This is a genomic window from Hyunsoonleella pacifica, from assembly GCF_004310335.1.
In the GTDB taxonomy this organism is placed as follows: Bacteria; Bacteroidota; Bacteroidia; order Flavobacteriales; family Flavobacteriaceae; genus Jejuia; species Jejuia pacifica.
In genome coordinates, this window is sequence record NZ_SIRS01000008.1 from 1 (window position 1) to 25,541 (window position 25,541).

Genomic DNA, 25,541 nt, shown 5'->3' on the forward strand with positions numbered 1-25,541 from the left:
GAACTTTTAACCTTGATATTGTAGGGCCTAATGTTAATCCATCTGGCGAGGATATTTTAGCTTTAGATTTTGTGTCTCAAGAAGGCTTACAAATTGGTGCTACTATGCAGATTAACTTAAAGCAAGTTTGTCCTAACCCTGAGCTTATTTTAGATATAATTTTTGATAACTGGCCAGAAGAAATTTATTGGAGAATAGTAGACGCTGGAGGAAATACTGTTTTTGAAAGCTTAACTCCAGCAGGATTTGGTGCTTATGATGGATTAGAAGGTGGTATTACAAGAAATATTTGTTTGGCCTCTGGATCTTATACGTTCGTTATATTTGATGGCTTTGAAGATGGTGCAGGACCTTTTTCCCTTACTTTTAATGATGAGGTTATATTTTCTTCAGATGGAAGCTATGGGGCTGGTACTAGTGTAGCCATTACTATTCCTTAAGTTGTGTGAATCAATTTATAATCAGAATAAAAAAACCTCATTTTATTAAAAATGAGGTTTTTTCTTTTATACTTTTGCCTTAAATGCAAAATCAAACCCAAATATTCGGAATAAGAGCTATAATTGAAGCTGTAAATTCAGGAGAAACAATAGATAAAGTTTTTTTACAAAAAGGGCTTAGAGGAGAACTGTACACAGAGTTAGAGCAAGTACTTAGAAAAAATTCTATAAACACTTCTTATGTCCCACCTGAAAAGCTAAACAGACTCACTAAAAAAAATCATCAAGGAGCTGTTGCACAAATTTCTCCTATTGATTTTTATGATTTAGAAACATTGGTCTTAAATGTTATTGAATCTGGAAAAACTCCTTTGTTTTTACTACTAGACCAGTTAAGTGATGTCCGTAATTTTGGCGCAATAATAAGAACTGCGGAATGTACAGGCGTTGATGGTATTATTATACAAAAAAAAGGTGGAGCTCCTGTAAATGGTGATACAATAAAAACAAGTGCTGGAGCAGTTTTTAAAATACCTATTTGTAAAGTAGATCATATAAAAGATGCTGTGTTTTACATGCAGGCATCTGGAATAAAAGTTATTGCTGCAACTGAAAAAACAGATAATCTATTATACAGCGTTTCTTTTAAACAACCTTGTGCCATCATTATGGGATCAGAAGGCAGAGGTATAAATCCATCTACACTTAAAGTTGTTGATGAAAAGGCAAAGCTTCCTCTTTTGGGAGATATTGAATCATTAAATGTTTCTGTTGCATGTGGTGCGTTTTTATATGAAGCTGTGAGACAGCGTCAATAACTCTTATTCTTCTTTTTTCTTAAAAGTATAATGTATCATTACATTATCATCTTGCAACTCTTCTGTTTCCTTAGATTCAATAAAGTTACCATTTTCATCAAAGTGTTTTAAAAAAGGATCTTCTTCTTCGTTAAAATCATCTTGTTCCCATTTATATTTTTTGGGTTTAGCTATTTTATTTTTAAATAATACGGCAAATACTAATCCTGTGATTAAACCCGAAAGGTGGCCTTCCCAAGAAATACCTTCTTCAATTGGTAGCGTATGCCATATCATGCTTCCGTAAAGGAAAACAACAAGTAAGGATAAGGCTATTAATCTAAAGTGTTTAGCAAATACGCCTTTAAAAAAGGTAAAACTGACTAGCACATAAATTAATCCACTTGCTCCAATATGATAAGAAGGTCTGCCTATACACCATGTTAAAAATCCAGATACTAATATTCCAAAAAACATAACTTTCCAAGCTATAGGTTTATAGAAATAAAACAATGCCGTAGATAGTACAAAAAGGGGGATGGTATTATGATATAGGTGTTGAATATCTCCATGTATAAATGGACTTAGTATTACCCCTTTTAGACCTGACAGTGTTTGCGGGTATACTCCAAATTTTGAAAATTTATATCCAAAGCGTACTTCAAACCAAAACACAAACCAAATAACAAGTACAAACAAAATAGGAAATGCTATAACACTTGTACTGTATCTAAAATGTTGATGTTCTTTCATTGAAATACATATAGCAAATAGTTAACCACATTAGGTTTTAGTGCTAAAATGGCAGATAAGCGCGTGAGGGATTGCAGCGGCATCCTTTTTTGAGGTACGAGAAAAAGATATAGCGTAAAGCCCGACCCCGATTTTTATCGGGGGCACGCCCAAAACTTAAATAAATTGGTTTAATTTTACGGTTATGAATGTAAATGTGCCATTAGCAGAACGATTACGTCCAAAGCGTTTGAATGACTATGTGAGTCAGACACATTTGGTTGGTAATAATGGTGCTTTAACCCAACAATTAAAACATGGATTGATTGCTTCTATGGTGTTTTGGGGACCTCCTGGTACTGGAAAAACTACGCTAGCTAATATTATTGCAACTGAATCTGGAAGGCCTTTCTATACACTAAGCGCTATAAACTCTGGTGTAAAAGACATTAGGGAAGTTATTGAGAAAGCTAAACAAAGTGGCGGATTATTTACTACTAAAAATCCCATTTTGTTTATTGATGAAATTCATAGGTTTAGTAAGTCTCAACAAGATTCGTTATTACAAGCTGTAGAAAAAGGATGGATTACTTTAATTGGTGCTACTACAGAGAACCCGAGTTTTGAAGTGATTCCTGCTTTATTATCACGTTGCCAGGTATATATTTTAAATGCTTTTTCTAAAAACGATTTAGAAACGCTTTTATATCGTGCTATTGAAACAGATGAGATAATTTCACAAAGGAAAGTTAAACTTAAAGAAACCAATGCATTACTAAGACTTTCTGGTGGAGATGCTAGAAAATTATTAAATGTTTTTGAGTTACTTATTAATTCTAGTGATACTGATCTTGTAACTATTACCGACGATTTTGTTTTAGAAAAAGTACAGAATAACACAATACGATACGATAAGACTGGAGAGCAACATTATGATATTATTTCGGCCTTTATAAAGTCTATTCGTGGTAGTGATCCAAACGGAGCGGTGTATTGGCTAGCACGAATGATTGAAGGTGGAGAGGATGTTAAATTTATAGCTCGCAGGCTTTTAATTTCTGCTAGTGAAGATATAGGAAATGCAAATCCTACAGCTTTAGTTATTGCCAACAATACATTCCAGGCAGTTTCTACTATTGGATATCCTGAATCTAGAATTATTTTAAGCCAATGTGCAACATATTTGGCATGTTCACCTAAGAGTAATGCGGCTTACAAAGCTATTGGAGATGCACAGCAATTGGTTAAAGACACTGGTAATTTATCAGTACCTTTAGAAATACGAAATGCCCCAACTAAGCTTATGAAAGAATTAGGTTATGGTAAAGACTACAAATATGCACACAACTACGATGGTAATTTTGCAAACCAAGAGTTTCTACCTGAAGCAATTAAAGGAACTACACTATATGAACCTAGTAATAATGCTAGAGAAAATGCCCAACGTGAATTCTTAAAAAAACGTTGGAAAGATAAATATGGATATTAGTTGTACGTTTTGATGCTAAAACTTAATATTCAATTCTTCTAATATTATAGCGTTTTGAGTATGATTCTCTAAAACCCAATTATCTCCATTTTTATAAACTATAGCCGATGTATCTTCTACTAGGTACACATTTTTTAATCCAGTGTTTTTAATTTTATATATTACTTTAGGAGAGCTATCCACTAACTGAAATCCGTTATCAATTGGTTGCGCATATAGTACACCAGATGATGTCTTTTTTGAGGTAGCATTAGATGATGCAACATCCTTTTTTTGATTGAGCATTACCTGAGACATATCCTTTACTTCAACTACTTTTTCTTCTGCTTTTGCTGTTTCTTTTTTTAAGGATTCTATCTCTTCTTTTAACTTTTTTATTTCCTCTTGTGTTTGAGTTTTTACTTCTTCCTTATTTTCTTTTTGAATAGAAGACAGAAGATTCTCATTTGGGGTGTATTTATAATTTAAACTTTCAAAAGAATTAAATGCTTCACGCAATGCTTTATTGTAAGCTACTTTATATTCCTTTTCTCTACTTTCTCCCATTTCTGAAGTATAAACAACTTTATCATTGCAGTCTTTTAATACTACCTGTAATCTTGTTGTAAACATTCCAGATTCTTTCACTACATCTGACCTCAATGCCAAACACCTATTAGAAAACAGATCTTCTGGGTAATCACTACCCTCCATAATGGCAGTAAAGTTATATTTGCCAAATAAAAACTGACTTAATTCATTTAATCGATATCGATTTTCACTCTTAAGGAAATCAAATTTTTTAGGTACAATTACATACTTGTATTGATTAAGATTTGTTTGTGCAAATGTGTTAAATGCTATAAAAAAAACAATAAATAAAGTGAATAATTTAGTTTTCATTTCTAAAAATATAATTAAGTCCTAGTTGTAAAGATACACTTTGCGCATCATATACATTTTGATATGCTAAAAAATTGTCTGCCATCACATATAAGTTTAAGCCTAAAATATTGGCTGAAATCCCCAAACCTAAATTACTAAAACTGTACGAATCTATAGTGTAAGTTGCTTTAGCACTCAAACCATTAAAAATGCGTCGATAATAATAAGTGGTTAGCGCCGCCTGTATACCTCTTGGCCTTTTTATAGCATAAAGTTGCGCTCCTACCCTATTTAAGTATCCACTATCTTCAGCTGAACAATCACAATCTTCAATTTTTTTCTTACCAAAAGCGTAATTTAGAGACGCGTTAAGTTTTACAGGTCTCCATACCGTATACTTCGCTTGTGTTGTATCAATCTGAAAAAGATCTTCGAATTCTTCCTCTATTTCGCTCCAATATTCATCTGCTGTTTGTCCATCGTTTGACTCTGGAAACAACGGATCTATTCCTTCAAACACAAAATCATCTTGCAGTACGTAGTTTTCGGTATCTTTTGAATGTCTGATAAAACCAATATCTAGCAAACTAGCATCAAAATACCATTGATCATTGATTTGATTTGTAAGTCCTATATCGAAACCTAGCCCTAAATTCTGTCCAAATAATAAGCGTTTCCTTATCCGCTTTAAATCTTCATCGAAATCATCATTATCATCATTTGTTAAGCTTCCTATTCCTGAAGTTCTTGCTTCCAAATCTAAATTAAAAATGTGCTCATAAATATTATTTTCTCCTTGAACAGTAATGAACCTACCTCTATTTCTGGTAGAATTCACATTAAAAACACTAGAGTAAATTTTCCCTCGTATACCATAAGTAAATTTGTCATCCACTCGCTTATTATAACCAAAATGAAGCACTGTTAGTACATCAGCATTAAAGCTTAAATGGTCTAGCTTAAAAGGTCTACCTATATTTGTTTGGTTGCCCTCTAACCCCAAAATTGCGTAATCCTTAGGAAAGTAACTTATTATATCTAACTCTTGATACAGGCCAAAACTGAAATATTCATTTTTATTATAAGAAGGTCCTTTTGCGAAACCTCCAGAAATTATTTCCAATTGCTGTGTTGTTGTAAAGAAATCTGTTGGTTTTAATTTATTAACAACATTTCGCAATTTTAAATTAAAATCTCTCCCATCTTCAGCAAAAAGATCATACACAGAAATCCCTGAAGATCCTGCATTTACGTGAATATGAGATAAAAATGGCAACCCAAAATATCCTTTATTATTTACTTTTGCTCCAGGGTTTAATAGAAGCGATTGAGGAATTTCGGAAAACCCATAAAGCATCTGTTTATTCTGTGAAAAGCAGAAATTTGTTATAAACAGTATGAGTATAGCTAAGGAAAACGTTTTAAAGCTCATTAATCGATATTAAAATGAAATACACCTTTAGATTGTACACTAATCTCTCCGGGAGAATTCTGATTAATTGCTTCTCCTGCCTGCATAACGAGTGTAAATACAATAATACTTGATTGTTTTATACGCTCTAGTGCATCTCCCTCAAAAACCTCGGTATGTGTTGATATTAAATTTTGATTATTGGGAGAGGCTTCTGTGTTTACATTAAATTGCCCTTTTGACTCATCATTGGAATCAAAAAATTCGAGACGTAACTCATATGCTCTATTAATAGAATTTTCAATCTCAAACACAAATTCAATTTTTACAAGATTGTCTTGAACAAAACTGCCGTTAAACAGATCTATTTCAACAAAATCGTCAGCTTCAGCTTCCTCATTTCCTCCTATAAAAAAATCGCCTACCGATGCGGTATAAAATATTAAACTAGATTCTATAACTGGTTGTATTACCAAATCACTTGCCTGATCAAAATCAACAGGCTTTGTACAATTGTGGAGTAACAGTACAATTAATATTAAACATAAATATTTTAGTTTAGTTTTCATCATCAATATAAAAAACGTTTTGTTCTGGTTAAGTATTGCTTTATAAAAGCTGTTTTAGTTCAATTAATTTCGAAATTACTTTTATTTCTCTGTTAAAAGGGGTGCTATTTGGATTAAAAAAAACAGTGTTCATTCCTATGTTTAAAGCGCCTTCAATATCAGCTTCCAAATTATCCCCAATCATTATACTACGCCCAGATTCTGTCTTAGCTAAATTCAATGCGAAATTGAATATTTTAGGATTTGGCTTCTTTACGCCTGCAATTTCTGAGTTTGTAATCGTCTCAAAATAGTGTATGATTTTTGACCTATCCATCTTTTTATGCTGTACTTCACTAAACCCATTAGTAATAATATGCAACCTGTAATTAGGTTTTAGATACTCCAGTATGTTTATGGTATCTTCTATTAAAAAATTAAACGTTGATAGGTGTTTTATATAGTCTTCAGATAATTGACGAATTACCTTTTCTTCTATAGATAACTGTAATAACTGAAATGTTTCATTTAAACGCGCTAACCTTAATTCGTCTTTTTTTATACGCTCTTCTCTATATAGTTTCCAATATTTAAAGTTTACAGGGATATAGTGTTCTAGAAAATCATTTAAATCAACTTCAACATTATTTATCTCAAAAATCTTTTTAAATGTTAGCGCAGAATTTTTTTCGAAATCCCAAAGTGTATGATCTAAGTCAAAAAAAATATCGGTAATATTATTGAACTTTTTCATCAGCGGAGTCTAAGATAACATTAAACAATTCTTTAAATCCTCTCCATCTTCCAGCACTGGTAAATGTGTGGTTGTGAAACACAGGTACAAACTCTCCATTTACTTGTTTAACTTCGTTAATAATCAAATTCAATACTTTCTTTTTATCTAATAATGAAGTGGTCTTTAATAGTGTAGAATCCATAAGATGAAATGGGCATACTTTCAATGGTGTCTGCACTTCATAGTCTAAATCATAAAATAAAAATGGCGTACAAGAACCTGCTCTAAACCCTATTTTATCTACATAACCCATTGTATAATCTTCATTTACTTCTAGTTGCACTAAATTCCTGTAGGACTCAGGTAAGTTTAATTTAGAAAACGAAAATCTAGATACACTTAAGTCCATATTTATTACCTCTTCCATTTGCCGTTTTTCTTTTTTCAATATTTGAATGTTCTTTACTGAAAAATAAGAAGCTTTTAACCCTACCTTACAATAATCAGCAAGATGTTTTATAAGTGAAACATACTTGCGTTTATTTATATTAATGCCTTTATCGAAAGTAGAATAAGAACCAATAAAGAAGAATATCAAAAACTTAAACTGCGTTTGTTTTTGTTTGTTTATGATATACTTAAACGTATCAAACGGGTCATGTTTTAAACCAAAGAGTACTGCGTATCTTACATATAAATCCTTAAATCGAAATCTAAAGAAATCCTTTACCGTACCTCCTAAAGTTCTCATAACTCCTTTTAGTTTGTAGTTATAAGGACTTGGCACATCTATAATTGGCTTAATTCTATATACTCTTTTTGGATACTTAAAGTCTGGAAATTGTTCTTGTAATGCTGCTTTAAATTTATAGGCCCATATATCTACAACGGGCTGTTGCAAAAAACCATACTTATGCCCTAAACTTTCGGTTGCCAGAAATCTACCGTATTGGTCTTTTCTATGTGGTAAATATTCTTCGTATCGAGACAACATATAGAAGGAAGCTGCAAAAATGTCAAATGGTATAGCACTTTTATCTCCATTAAAAAAAAAGCATTTGGTATTCTCCCATTTTTGAACATTTATTTCTATATCCGAAAGTCCTTGTTCAAATAAAATCTCATTACTTTTGATAAAAAGCTCACTACCTAATTGCTGTTTTGTGTAAGACATTTTTAAACTATCGTGAGCAATGAATTCTTCTATTTTAGTAGTAAAATCTACCTTAACCCCCAACACACGCGTACATATATGTTTGAATACATATTTTAATCGTGGTGATATTTTATGGGTATAGACTAATAGCATCTAAAAGTTCTCAGTAACAATTTTTATAACATATTTTCATCAGCAAAACTAAAATATGCTTTTTCAGTGATTATTAAATGGTCTAAAACTCGTATGTCTAAACCTAAAGCAGCAGATTTTAATTTTTGTGTAATACTCTTATCAGCTTCACTAGGTTTTAATGTTCCTGAAGGATGATTATGCGATAAAATTAATCCTGTAGCTCCCACCTCTAAGGCATTTTTCAATACCAAGCGTACATCTACCAAAGTACCCGTTATACCGCCTTTACTGATTTGATTTTTTTGTATGACTTTATTAGAGTTGTTCAAATAAATAATCCAAAACTCTTCATGTTCTAATTCTCCAATTATGGGTTGCATCAACTCAAAAACTGATGTACTTGATGTGATTTTTTTCTTTTCTAATGCCTCTTCTCCTCTGCGCCGTCTCCCTAACTCCAAGGCTGCTGCAATAGTTATAGCTTTAGCTTCTCCAATTCCTTTAAATTCCATGAGTTGTTTTAAACTAAGTTTACCTAATGCGCTTAAATTATTATCAACACTTGCTAAAATACGTTTACATAGTGTTACAGCACTTTCGTCTCTATTTCCTGAGCCTATTAAAATGGCTACTAATTCAGCATCGCTTAAAACAGATTTACCTTTATGTAGTAATTTTTCTCGAGGTTGATCGTCTTGATTCCAATTTTTTATTGAAAAAGATGTAGGTTTTTCTTGCATTGGTTAAAGCTACATTTTTTTTAATTTAATTTCTATTAAAAATGCAGAATTAAATTATCCTATATGCTTTTTAAAATTTGTTTTACTATACGATTTTAATGTTTCATATAATTTTTCTGGATTAAAAGGTTTACTCATAAAACCATTCATACCATAGCGATGCGTCTTTTCTTTAATATCGGTTTGTGCAAAAGCTGTTAATGCTATTATAGGCACATTCGCTTTAGTGGTATCTTCCATATTTCTAATGATACGTGTGGTTTTGTAACCATCTAGAATAGGCATTTGCAAATCCATAAGTACTAAATCAAAACTAAAATCAGGAGATTTAAAATAGTCTAGTACTTGCTCTCCATTATCTGCAATTACATAGTTTATCTGCCATTTCAAGAAAAAACGTTTTAAAATTAACACATTCATTTTATTATCTTCAGCAACCAAAATATTAATATCTAATGGCTTGTATGTAGGTTGCATCTTAATCATGTCTGGTTCAAACGTATTTAACCTATTACTTACCTTATACGCCACTTTAAAAGAGAATGTAGACCCTTTACCTTCTTCACTTTCAACGAGTAAATCGCTATTTTGTAGCTCTAATAACTTTTTACTAATGGATAATCCTAGTCCCGTTCCTCCATATTTTATGGATGTATCAGAAGTGGCTTGCATAAAACTCTCAAATATTGATTCTTGCTTATCTTTTGAGATACCAATTCCTGTATCTTTTACTTTAAATTCTAACTGTACTTTATTACGAAAAATCCCAAGATTCTTAACACTTAATATAATACTTCCTTTTTCTGTAAACTTTAACGAATTACTTAAAAGGTTTTTTATAACCTGTGTTAGTTTTAACTTGTCTCCAATGATGTTATGAGGAATATCGTTAGCCTTAACAACATTAAACACTATACCTTTTTTCTCTGTTCTTATACTAAAGTGAGACTTTAAATTCTCAAGTAAATAAGTTAAACTAAAATCTTTCTCAACTAATTTTAATTTACCTGACTTTATTTTATCAAAGTCTAATAAGTCATTAATTAATCCCAGCAAGTGCTCTCCAGAATATTTTAAGGCTTTTAGGTGATCTGCTTGTTCAGGTAGATAATCTTCCATTAAAAGAATGTTTGCCAATCCAGTAACAGCATTTAAAGGTGTTCTTATCTCATGCGACATTGTAGACAAAAATTCGTCTTTAGATTTACTTGCCTTTTGCAACTCAATTTGAGTTTCCTTTAAATTTGTAATATCTGTTATGGTACCTATAAATCCAGTAGTATTGTTATGCTCATCATTTAAAGCTTTAGATTTTAATTCAAACCACCTTAAATCGTCTTTATTTTTATGGTGAAAAATAAATTTGATATACTTATTTTCTCTTGAAAAAAGCTTATCTACATCAATACTACTCTCAATATGCTCTTTTACTAAGAAATCTTTATAATTTTTACCTAAAGATTCTTCAATACTATAGCCTGAATATACAGCCCATGCATTATTTAAAAACGTAAAATTACCTTCTACATCTGTTTCGAAAATGATACCACCAATATTATCAACTAAATTTTTTAATCTACTCTTAGTTATATCCCTTTCTCTAATTAGTTTTTGATTTAGGGTATATAATTCTTTCGAACTTAGTTCTAATATATTTTCTATATGAAGTACATCTTTATCAAAACCTCTATAAGACTCATTAACAAAATCAAGAAACTCTGTAAACTTAGGATTTTCTGACAAATCCTTATCTACCCGCTTAAGCTGACGTCTTAACAATCTATGATGTTCCCTATTTAACATTCCGCTAAAGTTGTTATAGTCATTGTTTGATTATGAAGCTCACAGGGAGAGAACTCTCCAAATGGTGCAATTTCTCCATAAGAATAGAATCCTGTTATTTTTGGGTTTTCTCCAACCACATCCCGTACTACTTCTATTTCTTCTTCAACCAGCTGTTTCAGTACTAACCTTCTTCCAACACAGCTAATTAAAATTGCCAACTCAGAGTCTTCTTTAAGCTCTTTATTGGCTAAAATTGCTGAATCTTCTGCTCCTAAAATAAGTCTATCAATGTTAGCTTTCATAAGTCTAACATACGCCCCTTCAGGAATATTTCCAGCAAAGGTTAAACTCTGATCTTCTTCTGAAACTGCTAAAATGGTTCTTACCACTGGAGCATTCGTCACTGTTGTTCTTAAGCTTAAAGGAAACAACAAACCAGAACTTGGAAGGTTATTAGCTTCTTTACCTAAAAACGATTTATAAATTTCTAAAGCTGGCTTTCCATCAAGTTCATAGAGTACATTTTTATCAGACTTTGTTACTAAGCGTTCAATTCCAAAACTATCCCAACCGCCTTTAGAGCTACATCCTACTTTTAAACTGTCCCCGTAAAAGCCTAAGCCAATTATAGTTTTATCTACAGCTTTGTCTCCATCAATAACAAATGTTTTATCAAACGATGCACCATCCGCTGCAAGACCTCCAGTAATTGTAACATTTGGTGCTTTACTTTTTAATCCTGTAACTAACTCAGCACCATTTACATTTAAACCATCACTTAATACTAATACATGTTTTAAATCTTTTGCTAATAAATCCTTAGCTATATCCGTACCAGCTTTTTCGCTACAGTTTTTATCTTCAATTTTAAACGCAACTTTTTTTAGTGTTGTTTTTTCTAATGCAATTGCTGTTAAAGAAATTGTGTTGTCCTTAACTGTAACATCGCTTATTTCTCCGGCAGTAGAGCATCCGGTAATTATAGCTTGAGGAAATTTTGAATTTAGGGCTTCTAAAACTTCATCTCGTTGACTAAACTCAGGAGACACAAATAATAGAAATAAATTGGCATCAATTCGTATATTTTCAATACGCATTTGCCAATTATCTTCGGTTAGAGATAACTGATTTGTTTTCATGGGTTGGCATTTTATATTGTAAATATATGTATTTTATCGTGTTTTTCAAACGTTTTGTCGTATTTTTAAGAATTTATCTTATATAATTATCCGAAAAAACCAACATTTTTAAAATATTTAATACCTAATAACTCGAAAATTTCAAGTTTAAAGTTTTAGTTTTTTCTTATGAAAAAGTTAATTTACAGGTAAGGAAATTTGATTTGAAAACTGTACTTTTAGACTACCTTTCAAGACATAACAAATGCACATACAATCCACCAATATAGCTGAAGTTCGTACCATACTATGGCAAAATAAAGAAGTTACTACCGGAATATTTAAAACGCCAACACCTAAGCCTATTTACTTAGGACAGGGTGGTGTTAAAGAAGATTATGTAGCTGATACTAAAGTACATGGTGGACATTACAAAGCGTGCTATTTATTTTCTACAGATCATTACCCTTATTGGAAAAAGCTATACCCCAACCTTGCCTGGAATTGGGGGATGTTTGGAGAAAACCTTACCGTAAATGGTTTAAATGAAACGCAAATTAGGGTAGGCGATATTTATAAAATTGGTAATGCTTTGGTACAAGTTACCCAGCCTAGAGAACCTTGTTTTAAGTTTGGAGTAAAATTTGGAACTCAAGAGGTTTTAAAACAATTTATAGCACATGGTTTTCCTGGCACTTATGTATGTGTTTTAGAAGAAGGCTTGGTACAAGCCGATGATAACTTAAAATTAATTAGCCGTTTAGATAAAAGTCTTAGTGTAGCAGAATTATACAATTTAATATTTTCAAAACACAAAGACCAACAACTTTTAAAAACAGCTATTTCTTTAGATGTTTTGCCTGAGCGAAAACGAAAGCAATTAGAGAAGTTTATCTATTAAAAGACATAAAAAAAGACCAAAAATGTATTCTTAATTATAGCTTTAGCTAAGTGGATTTATGAGGGGCTTTGAGCATAAATAAAGACCTTGGCTTTGTAAAAACTTTCAACTACCTTCGTTTACCGACGGATATTCGTGACTACGTTACCACACATAAGACAAACCATGAAACTAGAAAAAATAATAGTAATAATATATATCATTGGACTTATCGGTTGTTCAAAGAAGAATAATGAAATAATAATCAGTGGAAAGACAATAGGAGACATTCCTGAAAAAATTGAATATACAATTCCTGTTAATGGAACTTGGTTCTACGGTGCTAAAAAGTCAGTTACTCCTGATTCTTTGGGTAATTTTAAAATCGCCATAAAATCTAATTTAGCTTCATTCATAACCCTTTACATACCAAAAAAAATTTCAGTACTTATGCTCATAGAGCCGAGAGAGAAATATGACATTGATTTCCATTTAGATTCAAAAAATGAAAAATTCAAAATAACTGGAACTAGTAATAAAGCTCTTACTTTATACAATTCATTTCCTCTACCTGACTTTTATGCGCTTAATACTTCTAATAAGTTATTACAAGATTCCGTTTTAACATCCATTTCATCCAAAATTAGTAAACTCGAGGAAGGCGAAATATTTCAGTTCCAAGAACAATTAGAAAAAAAATTAATTACCAAGGACTTTTATGATTTAGCAAAATTGGACAGAGAATACTATTATTCAGCATTGGAAACTTCAATTGCTAGAACTAGATATGATATCCAGTCAGGTAGTACCGAAAATCAAAACTCTCAAATCATAGGTCTTTCGAAAAAAATATTTCAGCAAACTAGACCTACTGAATCTTTTGATATCCGCTCTCCATGGTCATTCACTTTGATGAGAAATTACATCAATATCAATCAGCATGTTTCAGGTGTTTTAGACCCTAAAGAAATGCAGAAAATCTATGAGGAGGGAAAAATTCATTCCTACAACATTAGAGAAGCCAAAAAATACCTAAAAGGAAAAGCATTAGAATATTATTACGCCACATATATTTTGAGTAATAGCATTTCAAATAAAGAAAACTCCAAAGAGTTAATAACCTTGTTTAAAAATTTTAGGCAAGAATATCCGAATAACAGTTATTCTAATTACTTGAGTTCATATATACAGCCAATAATCGATTTTCATAAAAAGATAGAAAAATCATCAGGCAATGAAAAGATAGAATTTATTATTAATTATGAAAGCATAAACAGTTTCGACGAACTTATTGAAACTTTTAAAGGCAAGAAAGTCTTTGTAGATATTTGGGGTACTTGGTGCAAACCATGCAAAAGGGAATTTATGCATAAAGATAAATATGCTGATTTACTCAAATCAAAAAAAATTGAAAGCCTTTATATCTGTGAAGGAAAGCACAGTAAGCAAAATGTTTGGAAGGAAATGATAGAGTTTTATGAATTGGAAGGAAAACATATATTTACAAATGAAAAGCTATATGAAGACATTCAAAGCAGGTTTGGAAAAAACGGATTTGCTTACCCTAGATACATACTAGTGGACGAGAATGGAAAGGTTGTAAAAGAACACGCAAGTTACCCCTCAAAAACTGAACAATTGGAAAAGGAAATAAACGAAAATTACGTGTGGTAACATCGTGTATAATTCATTTCTTCTGAATTTCCTAATCGGAAAATCTTCGCGCTGAATTATGTCAGTTTTATTTATTAAACTAGTGCTAAACCCACGCAACAAATCATACACACCAGTAAACAAAATTAACCAAAATAAATCACTACCCATCAAAATCAAGGTCTCTTGTCATCCCGCACTTGATGCGGAATCCACAACAAAAACACAAATCATGAGATACTAAAACGAGTTAAGGTAACAAACCAAGATAGTTAATTAATCAGCCCTTTAACAGCCTCAAAATCCAAACCTCCATAATTACCAGAGCTCATTAGCAATAACGCTTTATCATCAAAGTTTTGCGAGAACAAAAAGTTTTTAAAATCGTCTGGATGGGTATAAATAATTAAATCGTCTCGTTGAAAAGCTTTAGCAATTTGCTCATGTGTGACTTCTTCCAATTTCTTTATTTCTACAGCATGTGGGGAATAAAACACAACAGCTACATCTGCAGCATCCAATGCGCCTTTGTATTCTTTTAAAAATTCAGCATTTAAACTACTGTAGGTATGTAATTCTAAACAAGCTACCAAAGTTCTGTTTTGGTATTGTTCTTTTACTGCTTTTGTAGTAGCTTCTACTTTACTTGGGGAATGTGCAAAATCTTTATAAGCCACATTTTTTGCGCTTTCTGCTATTTTTTCAAGGCGCTTGCTAGCCCCTTTAAAAGTTGATATGGCTTCGTAAAAATCATCTTCATCAATACCCATGTGTTGGCAAATCCATTTGGCTCCAGCTAAATTGTTCAGGTTGTGTTTTCCAAATACTTCAATTGGTAAATCGCCTTCTGGTGTTTCTAAAAGTGTTTGTCCGTTTTCAACGGTATATGTTGGGGTTTGATAAGGCAATTTCCTAATAGTGTTTGCGCTTGCCTCTACCACACGTTTTACTTCTGGGTCTTCTTCGTTATAATTTATACTGCCACCTGACACTATCGAATCTACAAAAATGCTAAACTGCTCCACATAATTTTCGTAAGTTGGAAATACGTTTATATGGTCCCAAGCTATACCACTTAAAAGCGCAATATTTGGTTTGTATAAGTGAAATTTTGGTCGTCTATCAATAGGAGAGCTTAAATATTCATCACCTTCTAAAACTATAAAATCGTTATCCTCGGTAAGCTTTACCATTACATCAAAACCTTCTAACTGTGCGCCTACCATGTAGTCGACATCTCTATCGTGGTAATGCATAACGTGCAGAATCATCGAGGTAATGGTGGTTTTACCATGACTTCCACCAATTACTACTCGGGTTTTATGTTTAGATTGTTCGTACAAAAACTCTGGATAACTGTAAATTTTTACACCTAATTCTTGAGCCTTTAATAGTTCTGGGTTATTTTCCTTAGCATGCATTCCCAAAACAATGGCATCTAAATTTGAAGTGATTTTTTCGGGATACCAACCAAATGCTTCTGGCAATAAACCTTTTGTCTCTAATCTGGATTTTGAGGGTTCGAAAATAGTATCATCGCTTCCTGTGACGTTGTATCCTTTGTTATGCAAGGCTAAGGCTAAATTGTGCATTGCAGCACCACCAATGGCTATAAAATGTACGTTCATGTAACAAATATCAAACTATCAGTTTAAAGTTCAAAAAGTTTAATGTATAAAAGTTAGAATTGCACATAAAAAGATGGATGTTTCTTTGTGTGTTAAGGATTGCAGCGGCATCCTTTTGTTTTATTCAAAAAGAAAACAGTTTAACTTTAGATACGCTTATTGTTTTAATGGATTCCTGCCTTACTGAAACAAGTTCAGCACATGTCGCAGGAATGACAAAACAAAAGACCTGCCCAAATGCTAAAGCTGTAATATCTTTTCCTTTTGGGTTTTAAATGGTTTAATTCTTGGTAATTCTTTTAACGCTAAATCTATATACGTCAAAGCCTGAGATTTGTTGTTTTTATAAGTATGTATTTGCGCCAAGCGGTAATGCGCCCAAGCTTTGGGAACGCCATCTTTTGCAGAATAATTATTAATATAAGCCTGTAGGCATTTTTCGCCTTTTTCCAATTCAATATTATATTCTGCTGCTACTTTACCTATTTGATAATGCAATGCATTGCGTTGGTGCTTTTTTTGTGCTTCTTCTATAGTTTTCAATGCTTTTTGTGGCTCATTTTTATTTTCATAAAAAGTTGTAAGCTTTTTGTAACATGTTAAAGAACCTCCTTCTTTAATGGCTTTCTTATAATAATCTTCTGCCAATTCTGGCTCATCATCATACTCATAAATATATCCCTTTGCTAGGTATCCATCTACTTTAGAAAGCGTTTCTAATTCCTCTGCATATTTTAAGGATTTACTTTTACTTCCTCCAAAAATACCCGGTAGCTGCATATATAATTCTACTAATGCCCAACGCGCATCTATGTGATTTTTATCAAGTTCTGCCGCTTTTAAAAAAGATGATTTTATATCCCCAATAAAACCTATGGCTTTAAATTTATTTTGTAATGCTTTCATCCCTAAAACACCACCATATTTATAGTGGTAATTGGCTATGTTAGGATTTGCTTCTACCAATTTTTCATAGGTATCTATTGCTAAATCCCATTTTTCTTGGTGCCCGTAAGTATCTCCTAAAAGTTCTAACGCTTTTGTATCTTCTGGATGCGTTTCCAAATATGTTAATACGGTTGACTCTGCTTTTTTAAAGTTCTTTTTTTCTAAAAGCTGCTCTACCTCATCTAGCGATTCCTGAGAAAATACAATTATTGGCAATAACAAAAGAAGTGTAACGTATTTCATGCTTTTAGGGTACATTATCGCAAAAATAAATGTTTTAAATGATTTAATTTTCCGATTAAGATAATCTTAAGATTTAATATGTCGCTAGTACTTTTTAAGTCTGTTTTACTCATAAAATGATTAACTTCCCTCATCGAACGAAAGGACTTACCCATTTATTGTTTTTTTGGAATAGCTTTTGAACGTAGTTTAGATATAAAATTAAATTGAAATGAACATAGCACTAGCGAAACAAACTATATTACTCTTTATGATTCTACTATTTTCAAACATCTTCCATGCTCAAAATAATAATTATGAGGATTTATGGAAAACTGTTGAAAAACTTGAAAAAGAAGGGTTATCAAAGTCTGCTTTAAAAAAAGTTGAAGCAATAGCATTAAAAGCTATAAAAGATGAAAATCATCCTCAAGTTATAAAAACTATGCTTTACAAAAGTAAATATGCCTTAGTTTTAGAAGAAGATGCGCAACTTAATATCATTAACAATTTTAAAGCTGAAATTGCTAAAAGCGAATTTCCAACAAAAAATATTTTAGAAAGTATTTTAGCCAATTTATACTGGCAATATTTCCAGCAAAATAGATGGAAATTTTACAACCGCACTCAAACTTCTACTAAAGTTAACTCTGAAGATTTTAGAACATGGGATTTACAAACGCTATTTAACGAAGTACATTTACACTTTCAAAATTCCTTAAAGAGTGGATTATTACTCCAGATGGAGCCCATTGAAAAATACAGTGTATTACTAAATGAGCAAAAAAATTCTAAACAATTTAGACCTACGCTTTTTGACTTTCTAGCACAAAACGCCTTAGATTTTTATAAAACCAATGAAACGCACATTACTAAGCCTGCTTACAAATTTGAGATTGACACACCTGAATATTTAGCAGATGCAACATCATTTTCGGTTTTAAATATTGAAACAAAAGACACTACATCTTTACAACTAAATGCTTTAGAAATTTATAAAGCTTTAATTCGTTTTCATTTAAATAACACATCTCCTTTTGCTTTAGCTGATGTAAATGTTGAGCGTTTAAAATTTGTAAAACAACACGCCACTTTTAACACCAAAGACGATGCTTTTTTAGCCGCTTTAAAAGCTGAAAAACAACATTTACAAGCACATGAAGTTTCTGGTTTATATGATTTTGAAATTGCTTCACTCCATTTTGAAAAAAGTAAACAGTATATTCCCAAAAAGCAGGAAGCGTATCGCTGGAAAGCTAAAGAAGCTGCTGATATTTGTGATACAGTTACCACCAAGTTTCCTGAAAGTCGTGCTGCTGAAAAATGCAAGGTTTTAAAATCGAGAATTTGTCATGAATCATTACAAATTACAGCAGAATCTTTTTTACCCATAGAAGAGCATTCTCGTATTTTGGTACGTTACAAGAATTTAGACACTGTTACTTTTAAAGCGTATCAACTTTCCGAACGTCAAATTAAAACCTTTAACAAAACATACAGGCAAGACGAACAGTGGGCGTTCATTAAAAAATTAAAAGTATTTACATCTTGGGAAAGCAACCTAAAAAACGAAGGCGATTTTCAAACCCATACCACAGAAATTGTAGTACCAAAACTAGCTAATGGTAGATATTTAATTGTAACAAGAACACAAGCAGAAAACGAAAATAATTTTGCTTTTGCACAACTACAAGTAACTAATATGGCTTTGGTTGAAAATGAAACGGACGACCATAAAATATTTCAAGTTATAGATAGAAATAATGGGCGTCCTATTGTTGGTGCTAAAATTGAAATGTCTTATTACAAACGTCACGATAGAAAAACCCAATTTGAAAATTATACTTCAGATCAGCTTGGACAAATACAGCTAAAAAAGTTAGGTAGTGGCTGGTATAGAAATATAAACCTTAAAGTGAAAAACGGGAACGAATTAGCTTATTTTGGAAATTATTATGTGAATCAACGCTACAAAAATCAAAAACAAACAACACAATACAACGCATTTCTATTTACTGATAGAAGTATCTACAGACCTAGTCAAATAGTGTATTTTAAGGCTATTACTATGAAAACTGAAGATGGAACATCTAACGTTATTGCAAATCATGATGTAGAAGTAACGCTTTACAATACTAATGGCGAATCTGTTACAACAGTTAAACTTGTTACTAATGATTTTGGTTCTGTTTCTGGGGAGTTAATATTACCTAATACTGGTTTAAATGGTAAATATTGGATAGATTTAAGTTCAAGTAAAGGATATTTCGGTAGAAATCGTCTCTATTTCTCTGTTGAAGAATACAAACGCCCAAAATTTGAAACCTCTTTTAATCCTGTTGCCGAAACCTTTAAAATTAATGACTCTATTACGGTAAAAGGCAAGGCTCTAGCTTATGCTGGCAGTAATATTACAAATGCAAAAGTAGTGTATCGTGTACATAGAAAAGTGCAATATCCACGTTGGTATTTTTGGTATCGCCCTTATGCAAACAGCGAGCCTCAAGAAATTGCTCACGGAGAAACTATTACTGATGATTCTGGAAATTTTGAAGTTATATTTAAGGCGCTCCCAGACGAAAGTGTAGACAAAAGTAGTTTACCTATTTTTAAATATGAAGTTATTGCTGATGTAACTGACATTAATGGTGAGACCAGAAGTGATACAACTATAGTAAATGTTGGTTATCATGCCCTAATTGCTAACATTACTATTGCAGAACGCTTAGATAAAAGGCTAAAAGACCATAACATCAATATCGATTCTAAAAACTTAAACGGAGAATATGCTCCAGCAAAAGGTGTTATAAAAATACACAAACTGGTTTCGCCGAAATTTACATTAAGACCTCGACCTTGGCCAGCACCAGACTATCAAGAATTATCTAAAGAAAGATTTAAAACACTGTTTCCCCATGACGCTTATACCAATGAACATAATCCTGCTAATTGGGAAAAAGGCGCTTTAGTTTTTGAAAAGACTTTTAATACCGAAAAATCAAAACATATACCTCTTGGTAAACTTAGAAAATGGGAGTCTGGAGCATACCTCATCACTCTTGAAACTAAAGACAAATTTGGACAATTGGTAAAGGATGAAATGAAAACTGTGCTTTATAACACTAAAGATGAAAGCGTACCAGACCAACAACTATTTACAATATCAACTGATAAACTAATATATAATATTAATGACACTGTCTTGATAACTATTGGTTCTTCTGCTAAAAATATGGCAGTAACTATCACTGTAGAAAAAAACAGGAATATCATCAAAAAAGAAATCATTACTTTAAATAATAATAAAAGAGTAATTAGTGTGCCTGTAACATCTGAGGACTTAGGCGGGTTTGCGGTTAACTATAGTTTTGCTTCATTTAATAGTTTTCATGAAGGTACAGAAGTTATTGCTGTCCCTTATCCTAAAACAGATTTAGAGATTGAAACTCTTACTTTTAGAGATAAACTACAACCTGGAACAAACGAAACCTGGCGCTTTAAAATCAAAGGACCTAAAGGCGATAAAGTGAGTGCTGAACTACTGGCGAGTATGTATGATGCGTCTTTAGACCAATTTAAAACACACCAATGGGGTTTTAATCCCATTCAACATCATAGTTATTACAGCAATTTAAACATGGATGCCTACTCAAGCTTTGGAACGGAACATTTTAGAGTCTACCAAGAGCGGTTTTCACATCGTCTTAAACCGCAAGGCTATGATAAATTGAATTGGTTTGGGTTGTATTTCGGAAATCATAATTTTCGTCCTAGAAATTCAAAGGTAATGGTAAGAGGAGTTGCTGGAATTCAAATCGTAGAAGATCAAATTGAACTTGAAGAATCAACTCTATCAATAGCATCAAATAAAGTAATGCTAGATAAAATAACTGAAGTTGGTTATGAAGCTGAAGCTCGATACGAAACTAAAGAACCTAAAAGCTTGCCTCCGGCACCCAACTCTCCAGAAGTTAAAGGCGAAAAACCAAATTTCGAAAACATAAAAATTCGCAAAAACTTGCAAGAAACTGCCTTTTTCTTCCCTCAATTAAAAACAGACGAAGATGGCAACATCAGTTTTAGTTTTTCAACACCAGAGGCGTTAACCCAATGGAAATTGCAATTGTTATCACACACTAAATCTTTAGAAAGTGCAACAACAACTTTAACCGCTGTAACTCAAAAAGAGCTCATGGTAATTCCTAATGCACCGCGTTTTTTACGTGAGGGCGATAATATTACCATAAGCAGTAAAATTTCAAACTTAACAGATAAATCTTTAAGTGGTAAAGCCAAATTAGTTTTAATTGATGCTATTTCTGGAGAAGATATTACTCATAAGTTGCTCAATTCTCTACCTTCTGGCGAGTTAGAAGGGACTTCTTTTTTGGTTAATGCAAAAAGTAACACCCAAGTATCTTGGAATTTATCAATCCCAGATAATGTTCAGGCTATTCAATATAAAATTCTAGCAACTACTGGAGATTTTAGTGATGGCGAACAAAATGCATTACCTGTTTTAAGCAATAGAATGTTAGTTACTGAAACCTTACCAATGTGGGTAAAAAGTAACGAAACAAGAACTTTTAGTTTGGATAAACTAAAGACGAATTCCTCAACGACACTAAAACATCATAAGTTAACATTAGAGATAACTTCAAATCCTGCATGGTATGCAGTGCAAGCACTACCATACTTAATGGAATATCCTTATGAGTGTAATGAGCAAACATTTTCTAGATATTATGCTAATGCTTTAGCAAGTCATATTGCAAACTCAAACTCTAGAATACAAGAAGTATTTAATCAGTGGGCATCTCAAGATGCACTTATTTCAAATCTTGAAAAAAATCAAGAGTTAAAATCCATTTTAATACAAGAAACACCGTGGCTGCGTGATGCACAAAGTGAAACTGAGCAGAAAAAACGTATTGCGTTATTATTTGATTTAAATAAAATGAATAATGAGTTGCAATCGGCCATCAACAAATTAAAATCTAATCAAATGGTTTCAGGTGGTTGGTCTTGGTTTAAAGGCGGCTACGAAAACCGATACATTACACAACACATTATTGCTGGATTTGGACACCTTAATAAACTTGGTGTCATGCAGAATAGTAACGAAAGGGTAATGATATCCAAAGCTATTAGCTACTTAGACACTCAATTTATAAAAGAATATAAAGACATTAGAAAGTACAATGCTAAAGTAGATTTAAATAAAGATCATTTAAGTTATACGCAATTACATTACCTATACATGCGTAGCTTCTTCCCTGAACTAAAAACGTCAAAAGAAGTTGAAAAAATTATGGCATATTATCAAACCCAAATTCAGAAATATTGGCTAAAACGTTCGTTATATGCTAAAGGCATGATGGCTTTGATCTCTCATAGAAATAATGATAATAGCACAACTGCTAAAATTTTGAATTCACTGCAAGAAACAAGTATAACTTCTGATGAATTAGGTATGTATTGGAAAACCAACACCAACTCTTGGTATTGGCATCAAGCACCTATTGAAACTCAAGCATTGATGATTGAAACGTTTTCAGAAGCAGGTAATACCATTCAACCTGAATCTGAAAACACCAAAACTATTGATAATCTTAAAATCTGGTTACTTAAAAACAAACAGACTAACAGGTGGAAAACTACAAAAGCCACTACTGAAGCTGTTTATGCTTTATTGCTTCAGGGAAGCGATTGGTTATCAGTTACCGATATGGTTGATGTGGTTTTGGGTGGACAAAACATTGAGCCTTCAAAACTCGAAGATGTTGCTGTAGAAGCTGGAACTGGTTATTTTAAAACCTCTTGGACTTCCTCTGAAATTGAACCCAAAATGGCAGATGTAAGTATTTCTAAAAAAGGAACAGGTATTGCCTGGGGGGCTTTATATTGGCAGTATTTTGAGGATTTAGATAAAATTACTTCCGCTGAGACACCTTTGCAATTAAAGAAGAAATTATTCTTAAAAAAGAACACAGATACTGGCGAAGAAATTATAGAAATCACTGAAAATACCAGTTTGAAAGTAGGCGATTTAATTAGAGTGCGTATCGAATTAAAAAGTGATAGAAACATGGAGTTCTTACACATGAAAGATATGCGAGCCTCTGGATTAGAACCTGTAAATGTATTTTCTAAATACAAATGGCAAGATGGTTTGGGGTATTATGAAAGTACTAAAGATGCATCTACAAACTTCTTTTTTGACTATTTACCAAAAGGCATTTATGTATTTGAATACGATTTAAGAGTTAATAATGCTGGAAATATGAGTAACGGTATTACCACAATACAAAGCATGTATGCTCCTGAATATAACAGCCACAGTGAAGGCGTTAAAATTAAAGTGAATTAAAAACTTAATTGCTCTTTAAAAATATAGGATTGTCTTCTGGAGATTTCAATTTCTTCTCCAGAATTCATTTCTACTTTTAGTTTGCCATTGAACCAAGACACTACTTTTTTTACCTCATTAATATTAATAATTTGCTGTCTGTTTGCTCTAAAAAACACATTTTTGGGCAACTTCTCCTCTATCTGAGTTAGCGATTTATAGATTAATGGTTTATTGTTTTCAAAAAATACGCGCGTATAGTTTCCAACGATTTCAAACATAGAAATATCTTGAATTTTTACTAACCAGCATTTTTCGCCATCTTTAATAAAAATCTGTTTATCTAAACTTAAAGTATTATCGCTTTCTGGCGATAAATTATCAGTAGCTTTTTCAATGACCTTATTAATACTTTGAGTGAATCGTTTTTGATTTATAGGTTTTAACAAATAATCAAACGCATTGTATTCAAAAGATTTAATAGCATACTCATCAAATGCTGTTGTAAAGATGACAATTGGTACTTCATCTAGCATTTCCAAAAGTTGAAACCCATCTTTCTCAGGCATATTTATATCTAAAAATATTAGATTAGGCTTTGTTTCTATAATTAACTTATAACCTTCGTCTACATTTGCTGCCTCGCCCAATACTTCTATTTCTTTATGCGCTTTAATAAGCTCTTTTAATTCATTACGAGCCAAACGTGAATCTTCAACTATAACGGCCTTTAAGTGTATCATTGCAAAGGAATTTTTATAGTGGCAACTACATTACTATTTAATTCTTCTAAGTTAAATGTAGCACGTTCTCCATAGAGTAATTCAAGACGCCTCTTAATATTTTGAACACCCAATTGAGTGCCTTTTTTAGTTTGCGTTAAATGCCCCGTATTGGATACTTCTACTTTTAATTGATTATCTGCTACTTTTGAACTTAGACTAATTTTACCACCATCTTTAAGATTAGAAATTCCATGTTTTATGGCATTTTCTATTAACATCTGAATAATCATGGGTGGAATTTTAATATTTAAAGATGATTCATCAATATTCATAATAAATGTAAGTCGGTCTTCAAACTGTATTTTAGAAACTGCAATGTAATTCTCGACCATATCTAACTCATCTTCTAAAGCTATAGAATTTGAATCACTTTTAGTTAACGAATAGCGCAATGTTTCTGATAAACTAGTAAGCAGCACTCTTGCTTTATTAACATCTTCTAATATTAAACCGCGAATATTATTTAAACTGTTAAACATAAAATGCGGATTAATTTGCCCTTTTAGTGTGTTAAGCTGAGATTCTCTTAAATTACTCTCTAATTGTATTTGTTTTAACTGAACTGATTTTAATTGATGATATATTTTAATGGTTAAAAACACAAAAAACCACACAAAAAACAAGGTCATAAAATAAAACAAATTATATATTTTACCTTTAAATGTAACAGATGTATTAGTGCCTCTAATATGGAAAGCAGCTACATCTAAAATTGGCCAGATTATTAAAGAATATAACAACTGTACTCCAACAAAAACGATAATAAGTTTCAAAATGTTTTGTTTTAAATTGGCAATATTCAGCTTATAATCAATAAATAACGATATAATATAGCTACATAAAAAAGCAAATACACCACACAACATACTCTCTGCCCAGAAATACAGTTTGAATTTATATTCCAACTCTTCAGATCTTATAAAAATTTTAGGTATAGCCAATGTGGTTGTAAATAGTAAAACCCAACCTATGGCTGCAAATATGATATAATATTTATTTACTGATAATTTCATGTACTGCTTTTATTTTCAAAAAATAATTGTGATATTTTCTAAATAACTCAATATACATATTTACTTCGATTCTTCTTCTATTCAATTATTTTCTTTGTATTTGAGTTTTAAT

Annotated in this window: 19 protein-coding genes; 6 read left to right on the forward strand and 13 right to left on the reverse strand. The window is 31.9% G+C overall.

The annotated features are described in order from the left end of the window. A partial coding sequence (locus EYD46_RS17835; RefSeq protein ID WP_394365776.1) for a hypothetical protein occupies window positions 1-440 on the forward strand: 440 nt, incomplete at its 5' end. Between the two features lie 83 nt (window positions 441-523). Beyond that, window positions 524-1,258 (forward strand): 23S rRNA (guanosine(2251)-2'-O)-methyltransferase RlmB, encoded by a 735-nt coding sequence (gene rlmB, locus EYD46_RS17045; RefSeq protein ID WP_130938386.1) that lies wholly within the window; start codon window positions 524-526, stop codon window positions 1,256-1,258. Window positions 1,259-1,261: 3 nt separating this feature from the next. On the opposite strand, the gene EYD46_RS17050 is transcribed toward rlmB, so the two are convergent. Further along, window positions 1,262-1,990 (reverse strand): rhomboid family intramembrane serine protease, encoded by a 729-nt coding sequence (locus EYD46_RS17050; protein ID WP_130938387.1) that lies wholly within the window; start codon window positions 1,988-1,990, stop codon window positions 1,262-1,264. Between the two features lie 184 nt (window positions 1,991-2,174). Between EYD46_RS17050 and EYD46_RS17055 the strand changes: the two genes are divergently transcribed. Then, window positions 2,175-3,458 carry a replication-associated recombination protein A gene (locus EYD46_RS17055; protein ID WP_130938388.1) on the forward strand — a complete coding sequence of 428 codons (1,284 nt, stop codon included), beginning with the start codon at window positions 2,175-2,177 and terminating at the stop codon, window positions 3,456-3,458. A 15-nt stretch (window positions 3,459-3,473) separates the two neighbouring features. On the opposite strand, the gene EYD46_RS17060 is transcribed toward EYD46_RS17055, so the two are convergent. The 8 genes from EYD46_RS17060 to EYD46_RS17095 all read right to left on the reverse strand — a co-directional run bounded on the left by EYD46_RS17060 (window position 3,474) and on the right by EYD46_RS17095 (window position 11,972). After that, the gene (locus EYD46_RS17060) at window positions 3,474-4,340 is read right to left on the reverse strand and encodes a hypothetical protein (protein ID WP_130938389.1); all 867 of its coding nucleotides are present in this window, start codon (window positions 4,338-4,340) and stop codon (window positions 3,474-3,476) included. After that, entirely contained in the window at window positions 4,330-5,679 is a 1,350-nt protein-coding gene (locus EYD46_RS17065; protein WP_229731379.1) for a DUF5723 family protein, read from the reverse strand. The genes EYD46_RS17060 and EYD46_RS17065 overlap by 11 nt, the downstream gene beginning before the upstream one ends. A 74-nt stretch (window positions 5,680-5,753) precedes the next feature. Beyond that, window positions 5,754-6,305: a hypothetical protein gene (locus tag EYD46_RS17070; RefSeq protein ID WP_130938391.1), complete on the reverse strand. Its 552-nt coding sequence runs from the start codon at window positions 6,303-6,305 to the stop codon at window positions 5,754-5,756. Between the two features lie 37 nt (window positions 6,306-6,342). Next, complete coding sequence (locus EYD46_RS17075; protein WP_130938392.1) at window positions 6,343-7,035, reverse strand: YjjG family noncanonical pyrimidine nucleotidase; 693 nt, start codon at window positions 7,033-7,035, stop codon at window positions 6,343-6,345. Next, complete coding sequence (locus EYD46_RS17080) at window positions 7,019-8,326, reverse strand: polysaccharide deacetylase family protein (RefSeq protein WP_130938393.1); 1,308 nt, start codon at window positions 8,324-8,326, stop codon at window positions 7,019-7,021. Before EYD46_RS17080 ends, EYD46_RS17075 begins: the two co-directional genes overlap by 17 nt. A 23-nt stretch (window positions 8,327-8,349) precedes the next feature. After that, window positions 8,350-9,048: a RadC family protein gene (gene radC / locus EYD46_RS17085; RefSeq protein WP_130938394.1), complete on the reverse strand. Its 699-nt coding sequence runs from the start codon at window positions 9,046-9,048 to the stop codon at window positions 8,350-8,352. Between the two features lie 54 nt (window positions 9,049-9,102). After that, entirely contained in the window at window positions 9,103-10,851 is a 1,749-nt protein-coding gene (locus EYD46_RS17090) for a PAS domain-containing hybrid sensor histidine kinase/response regulator (protein WP_130938395.1), read from the reverse strand. Next, window positions 10,845-11,972 (reverse strand): FIST signal transduction protein, encoded by a 1,128-nt coding sequence (locus tag EYD46_RS17095; protein ID WP_130938396.1) that lies wholly within the window; start codon window positions 11,970-11,972, stop codon window positions 10,845-10,847. Before EYD46_RS17095 ends, EYD46_RS17090 begins: the two co-directional genes overlap by 7 nt. A gap of 244 nt (window positions 11,973-12,216) precedes the next feature. Here EYD46_RS17095 and EYD46_RS17100 point away from each other — a divergent pair, with 244 nt between their 5' ends. Together EYD46_RS17100 and EYD46_RS17105 are read left to right on the forward strand one after the other, a co-directional pair. Further along, the gene (locus tag EYD46_RS17100) at window positions 12,217-12,852 is read left to right on the forward strand and encodes an MOSC domain-containing protein (RefSeq protein ID WP_130938397.1); all 636 of its coding nucleotides are present in this window, start codon (window positions 12,217-12,219) and stop codon (window positions 12,850-12,852) included. Between the two features lie 165 nt (window positions 12,853-13,017). Beyond that, the gene (locus EYD46_RS17105; protein WP_130938398.1) at window positions 13,018-14,505 is read left to right on the forward strand and encodes a TlpA family protein disulfide reductase; all 1,488 of its coding nucleotides are present in this window, start codon (window positions 13,018-13,020) and stop codon (window positions 14,503-14,505) included. Between the two features lie 251 nt (window positions 14,506-14,756). Here EYD46_RS17105 and EYD46_RS17110 read toward each other — a convergent pair whose 3' ends face one another. Further along, on the reverse strand, window positions 14,757-16,112 hold the full coding sequence (locus tag EYD46_RS17110) for a UDP-N-acetylmuramate--L-alanine ligase (RefSeq protein WP_130938399.1): 1,356 nt from the start codon (window positions 16,110-16,112) through the stop codon (window positions 14,757-14,759). A gap of 240 nt (window positions 16,113-16,352) precedes the next feature. Continuing rightward, window positions 16,353-17,303 (reverse strand): tetratricopeptide repeat protein, encoded by a 951-nt coding sequence (locus tag EYD46_RS17115; RefSeq protein WP_130938400.1) that lies wholly within the window; start codon window positions 17,301-17,303, stop codon window positions 16,353-16,355. A gap of 211 nt (window positions 17,304-17,514) precedes the next feature. Here EYD46_RS17115 and EYD46_RS17120 point away from each other — a divergent pair, with 211 nt between their 5' ends. After that, window positions 17,515-23,652, forward strand: coding sequence for an alpha-2-macroglobulin family protein (locus EYD46_RS17120; protein WP_229731378.1), 6,138 nt, complete (start codon window positions 17,515-17,517; stop codon window positions 23,650-23,652). On the opposite strand, the gene EYD46_RS17125 is transcribed toward EYD46_RS17120, so the two are convergent. Further along, window positions 23,649-24,374: a LytR/AlgR family response regulator transcription factor gene (locus tag EYD46_RS17125; protein WP_130938401.1), complete on the reverse strand. Its 726-nt coding sequence runs from the start codon at window positions 24,372-24,374 to the stop codon at window positions 23,649-23,651. The genes EYD46_RS17120 and EYD46_RS17125 overlap by 4 nt on opposite strands. Continuing rightward, window positions 24,371-25,429 carry a sensor histidine kinase gene (locus EYD46_RS17130; RefSeq protein WP_130938402.1) on the reverse strand — a complete coding sequence of 353 codons (1,059 nt, stop codon included), beginning with the start codon at window positions 25,427-25,429 and terminating at the stop codon, window positions 24,371-24,373. The genes EYD46_RS17125 and EYD46_RS17130 overlap by 4 nt, the downstream gene beginning before the upstream one ends. Between the last annotated feature and the right edge of the window lie 112 nt (window positions 25,430-25,541).

Excerpts from the sequence above, each read along its gene's own strand:
- EYD46_RS17080 (WP_130938393.1), bottom strand. The coding sequence starts at position 8,326 with ATGCTATTAGTCTATACCCATAAAATATCACCACGATTAAAATATGTA.
- EYD46_RS17100 (WP_130938397.1), top strand. The coding sequence starts at position 12,217 with ATGCACATACAATCCACCAATATAGCTGAAGTTCGTACCATACTATGG.
- EYD46_RS17130 (WP_130938402.1), bottom strand. The coding sequence starts at position 25,429 with ATGAAATTATCAGTAAATAAATATTATATCATATTTGCAGCCATAGGT.
- EYD46_RS17095 (WP_130938396.1), bottom strand. The coding sequence starts at position 11,972 with ATGAAAACAAATCAGTTATCTCTAACCGAAGATAATTGGCAAATGCGT.
- EYD46_RS17110 (WP_130938399.1), bottom strand. The coding sequence starts at position 16,112 with ATGAACGTACATTTTATAGCCATTGGTGGTGCTGCAATGCACAATTTA.
- EYD46_RS17070 (WP_130938391.1), bottom strand. The coding sequence starts at position 6,305 with ATGATGAAAACTAAACTAAAATATTTATGTTTAATATTAATTGTACTG.
- EYD46_RS17115 (WP_130938400.1), bottom strand. The coding sequence starts at position 17,303 with ATGAAATACGTTACACTTCTTTTGTTATTGCCAATAATTGTATTTTCT.
- EYD46_RS17055 (WP_130938388.1), top strand. The coding sequence starts at position 2,175 with ATGAATGTAAATGTGCCATTAGCAGAACGATTACGTCCAAAGCGTTTG.
- radC (WP_130938394.1), bottom strand. The coding sequence starts at position 9,048 with ATGCAAGAAAAACCTACATCTTTTTCAATAAAAAATTGGAATCAAGAC.
- rlmB (WP_130938386.1), top strand. The coding sequence starts at position 524 with ATGCAAAATCAAACCCAAATATTCGGAATAAGAGCTATAATTGAAGCT.
- EYD46_RS17060 (WP_130938389.1), bottom strand. The coding sequence starts at position 4,340 with ATGAAAACTAAATTATTCACTTTATTTATTGTTTTTTTTATAGCATTT.
- EYD46_RS17075 (WP_130938392.1), bottom strand. The coding sequence starts at position 7,035 with ATGAAAAAGTTCAATAATATTACCGATATTTTTTTTGACTTAGATCAT.
- EYD46_RS17120 (WP_229731378.1), top strand. The coding sequence starts at position 17,515 with ATGAACATAGCACTAGCGAAACAAACTATATTACTCTTTATGATTCTA.
- EYD46_RS17105 (WP_130938398.1), top strand. The coding sequence starts at position 13,018 with ATGAAACTAGAAAAAATAATAGTAATAATATATATCATTGGACTTATC.
- EYD46_RS17065 (WP_229731379.1), bottom strand. The coding sequence starts at position 5,679 with ATGCTTTATGGGTTTTCCGAAATTCCTCAATCGCTTCTATTAAACCCT.
- EYD46_RS17125 (WP_130938401.1), bottom strand. The coding sequence starts at position 24,374 with ATGATACACTTAAAGGCCGTTATAGTTGAAGATTCACGTTTGGCTCGT.
- EYD46_RS17090 (WP_130938395.1), bottom strand. The coding sequence starts at position 10,851 with ATGTTAAATAGGGAACATCATAGATTGTTAAGACGTCAGCTTAAGCGG.
- EYD46_RS17050 (WP_130938387.1), bottom strand. The coding sequence starts at position 1,990 with ATGAAAGAACATCAACATTTTAGATACAGTACAAGTGTTATAGCATTT.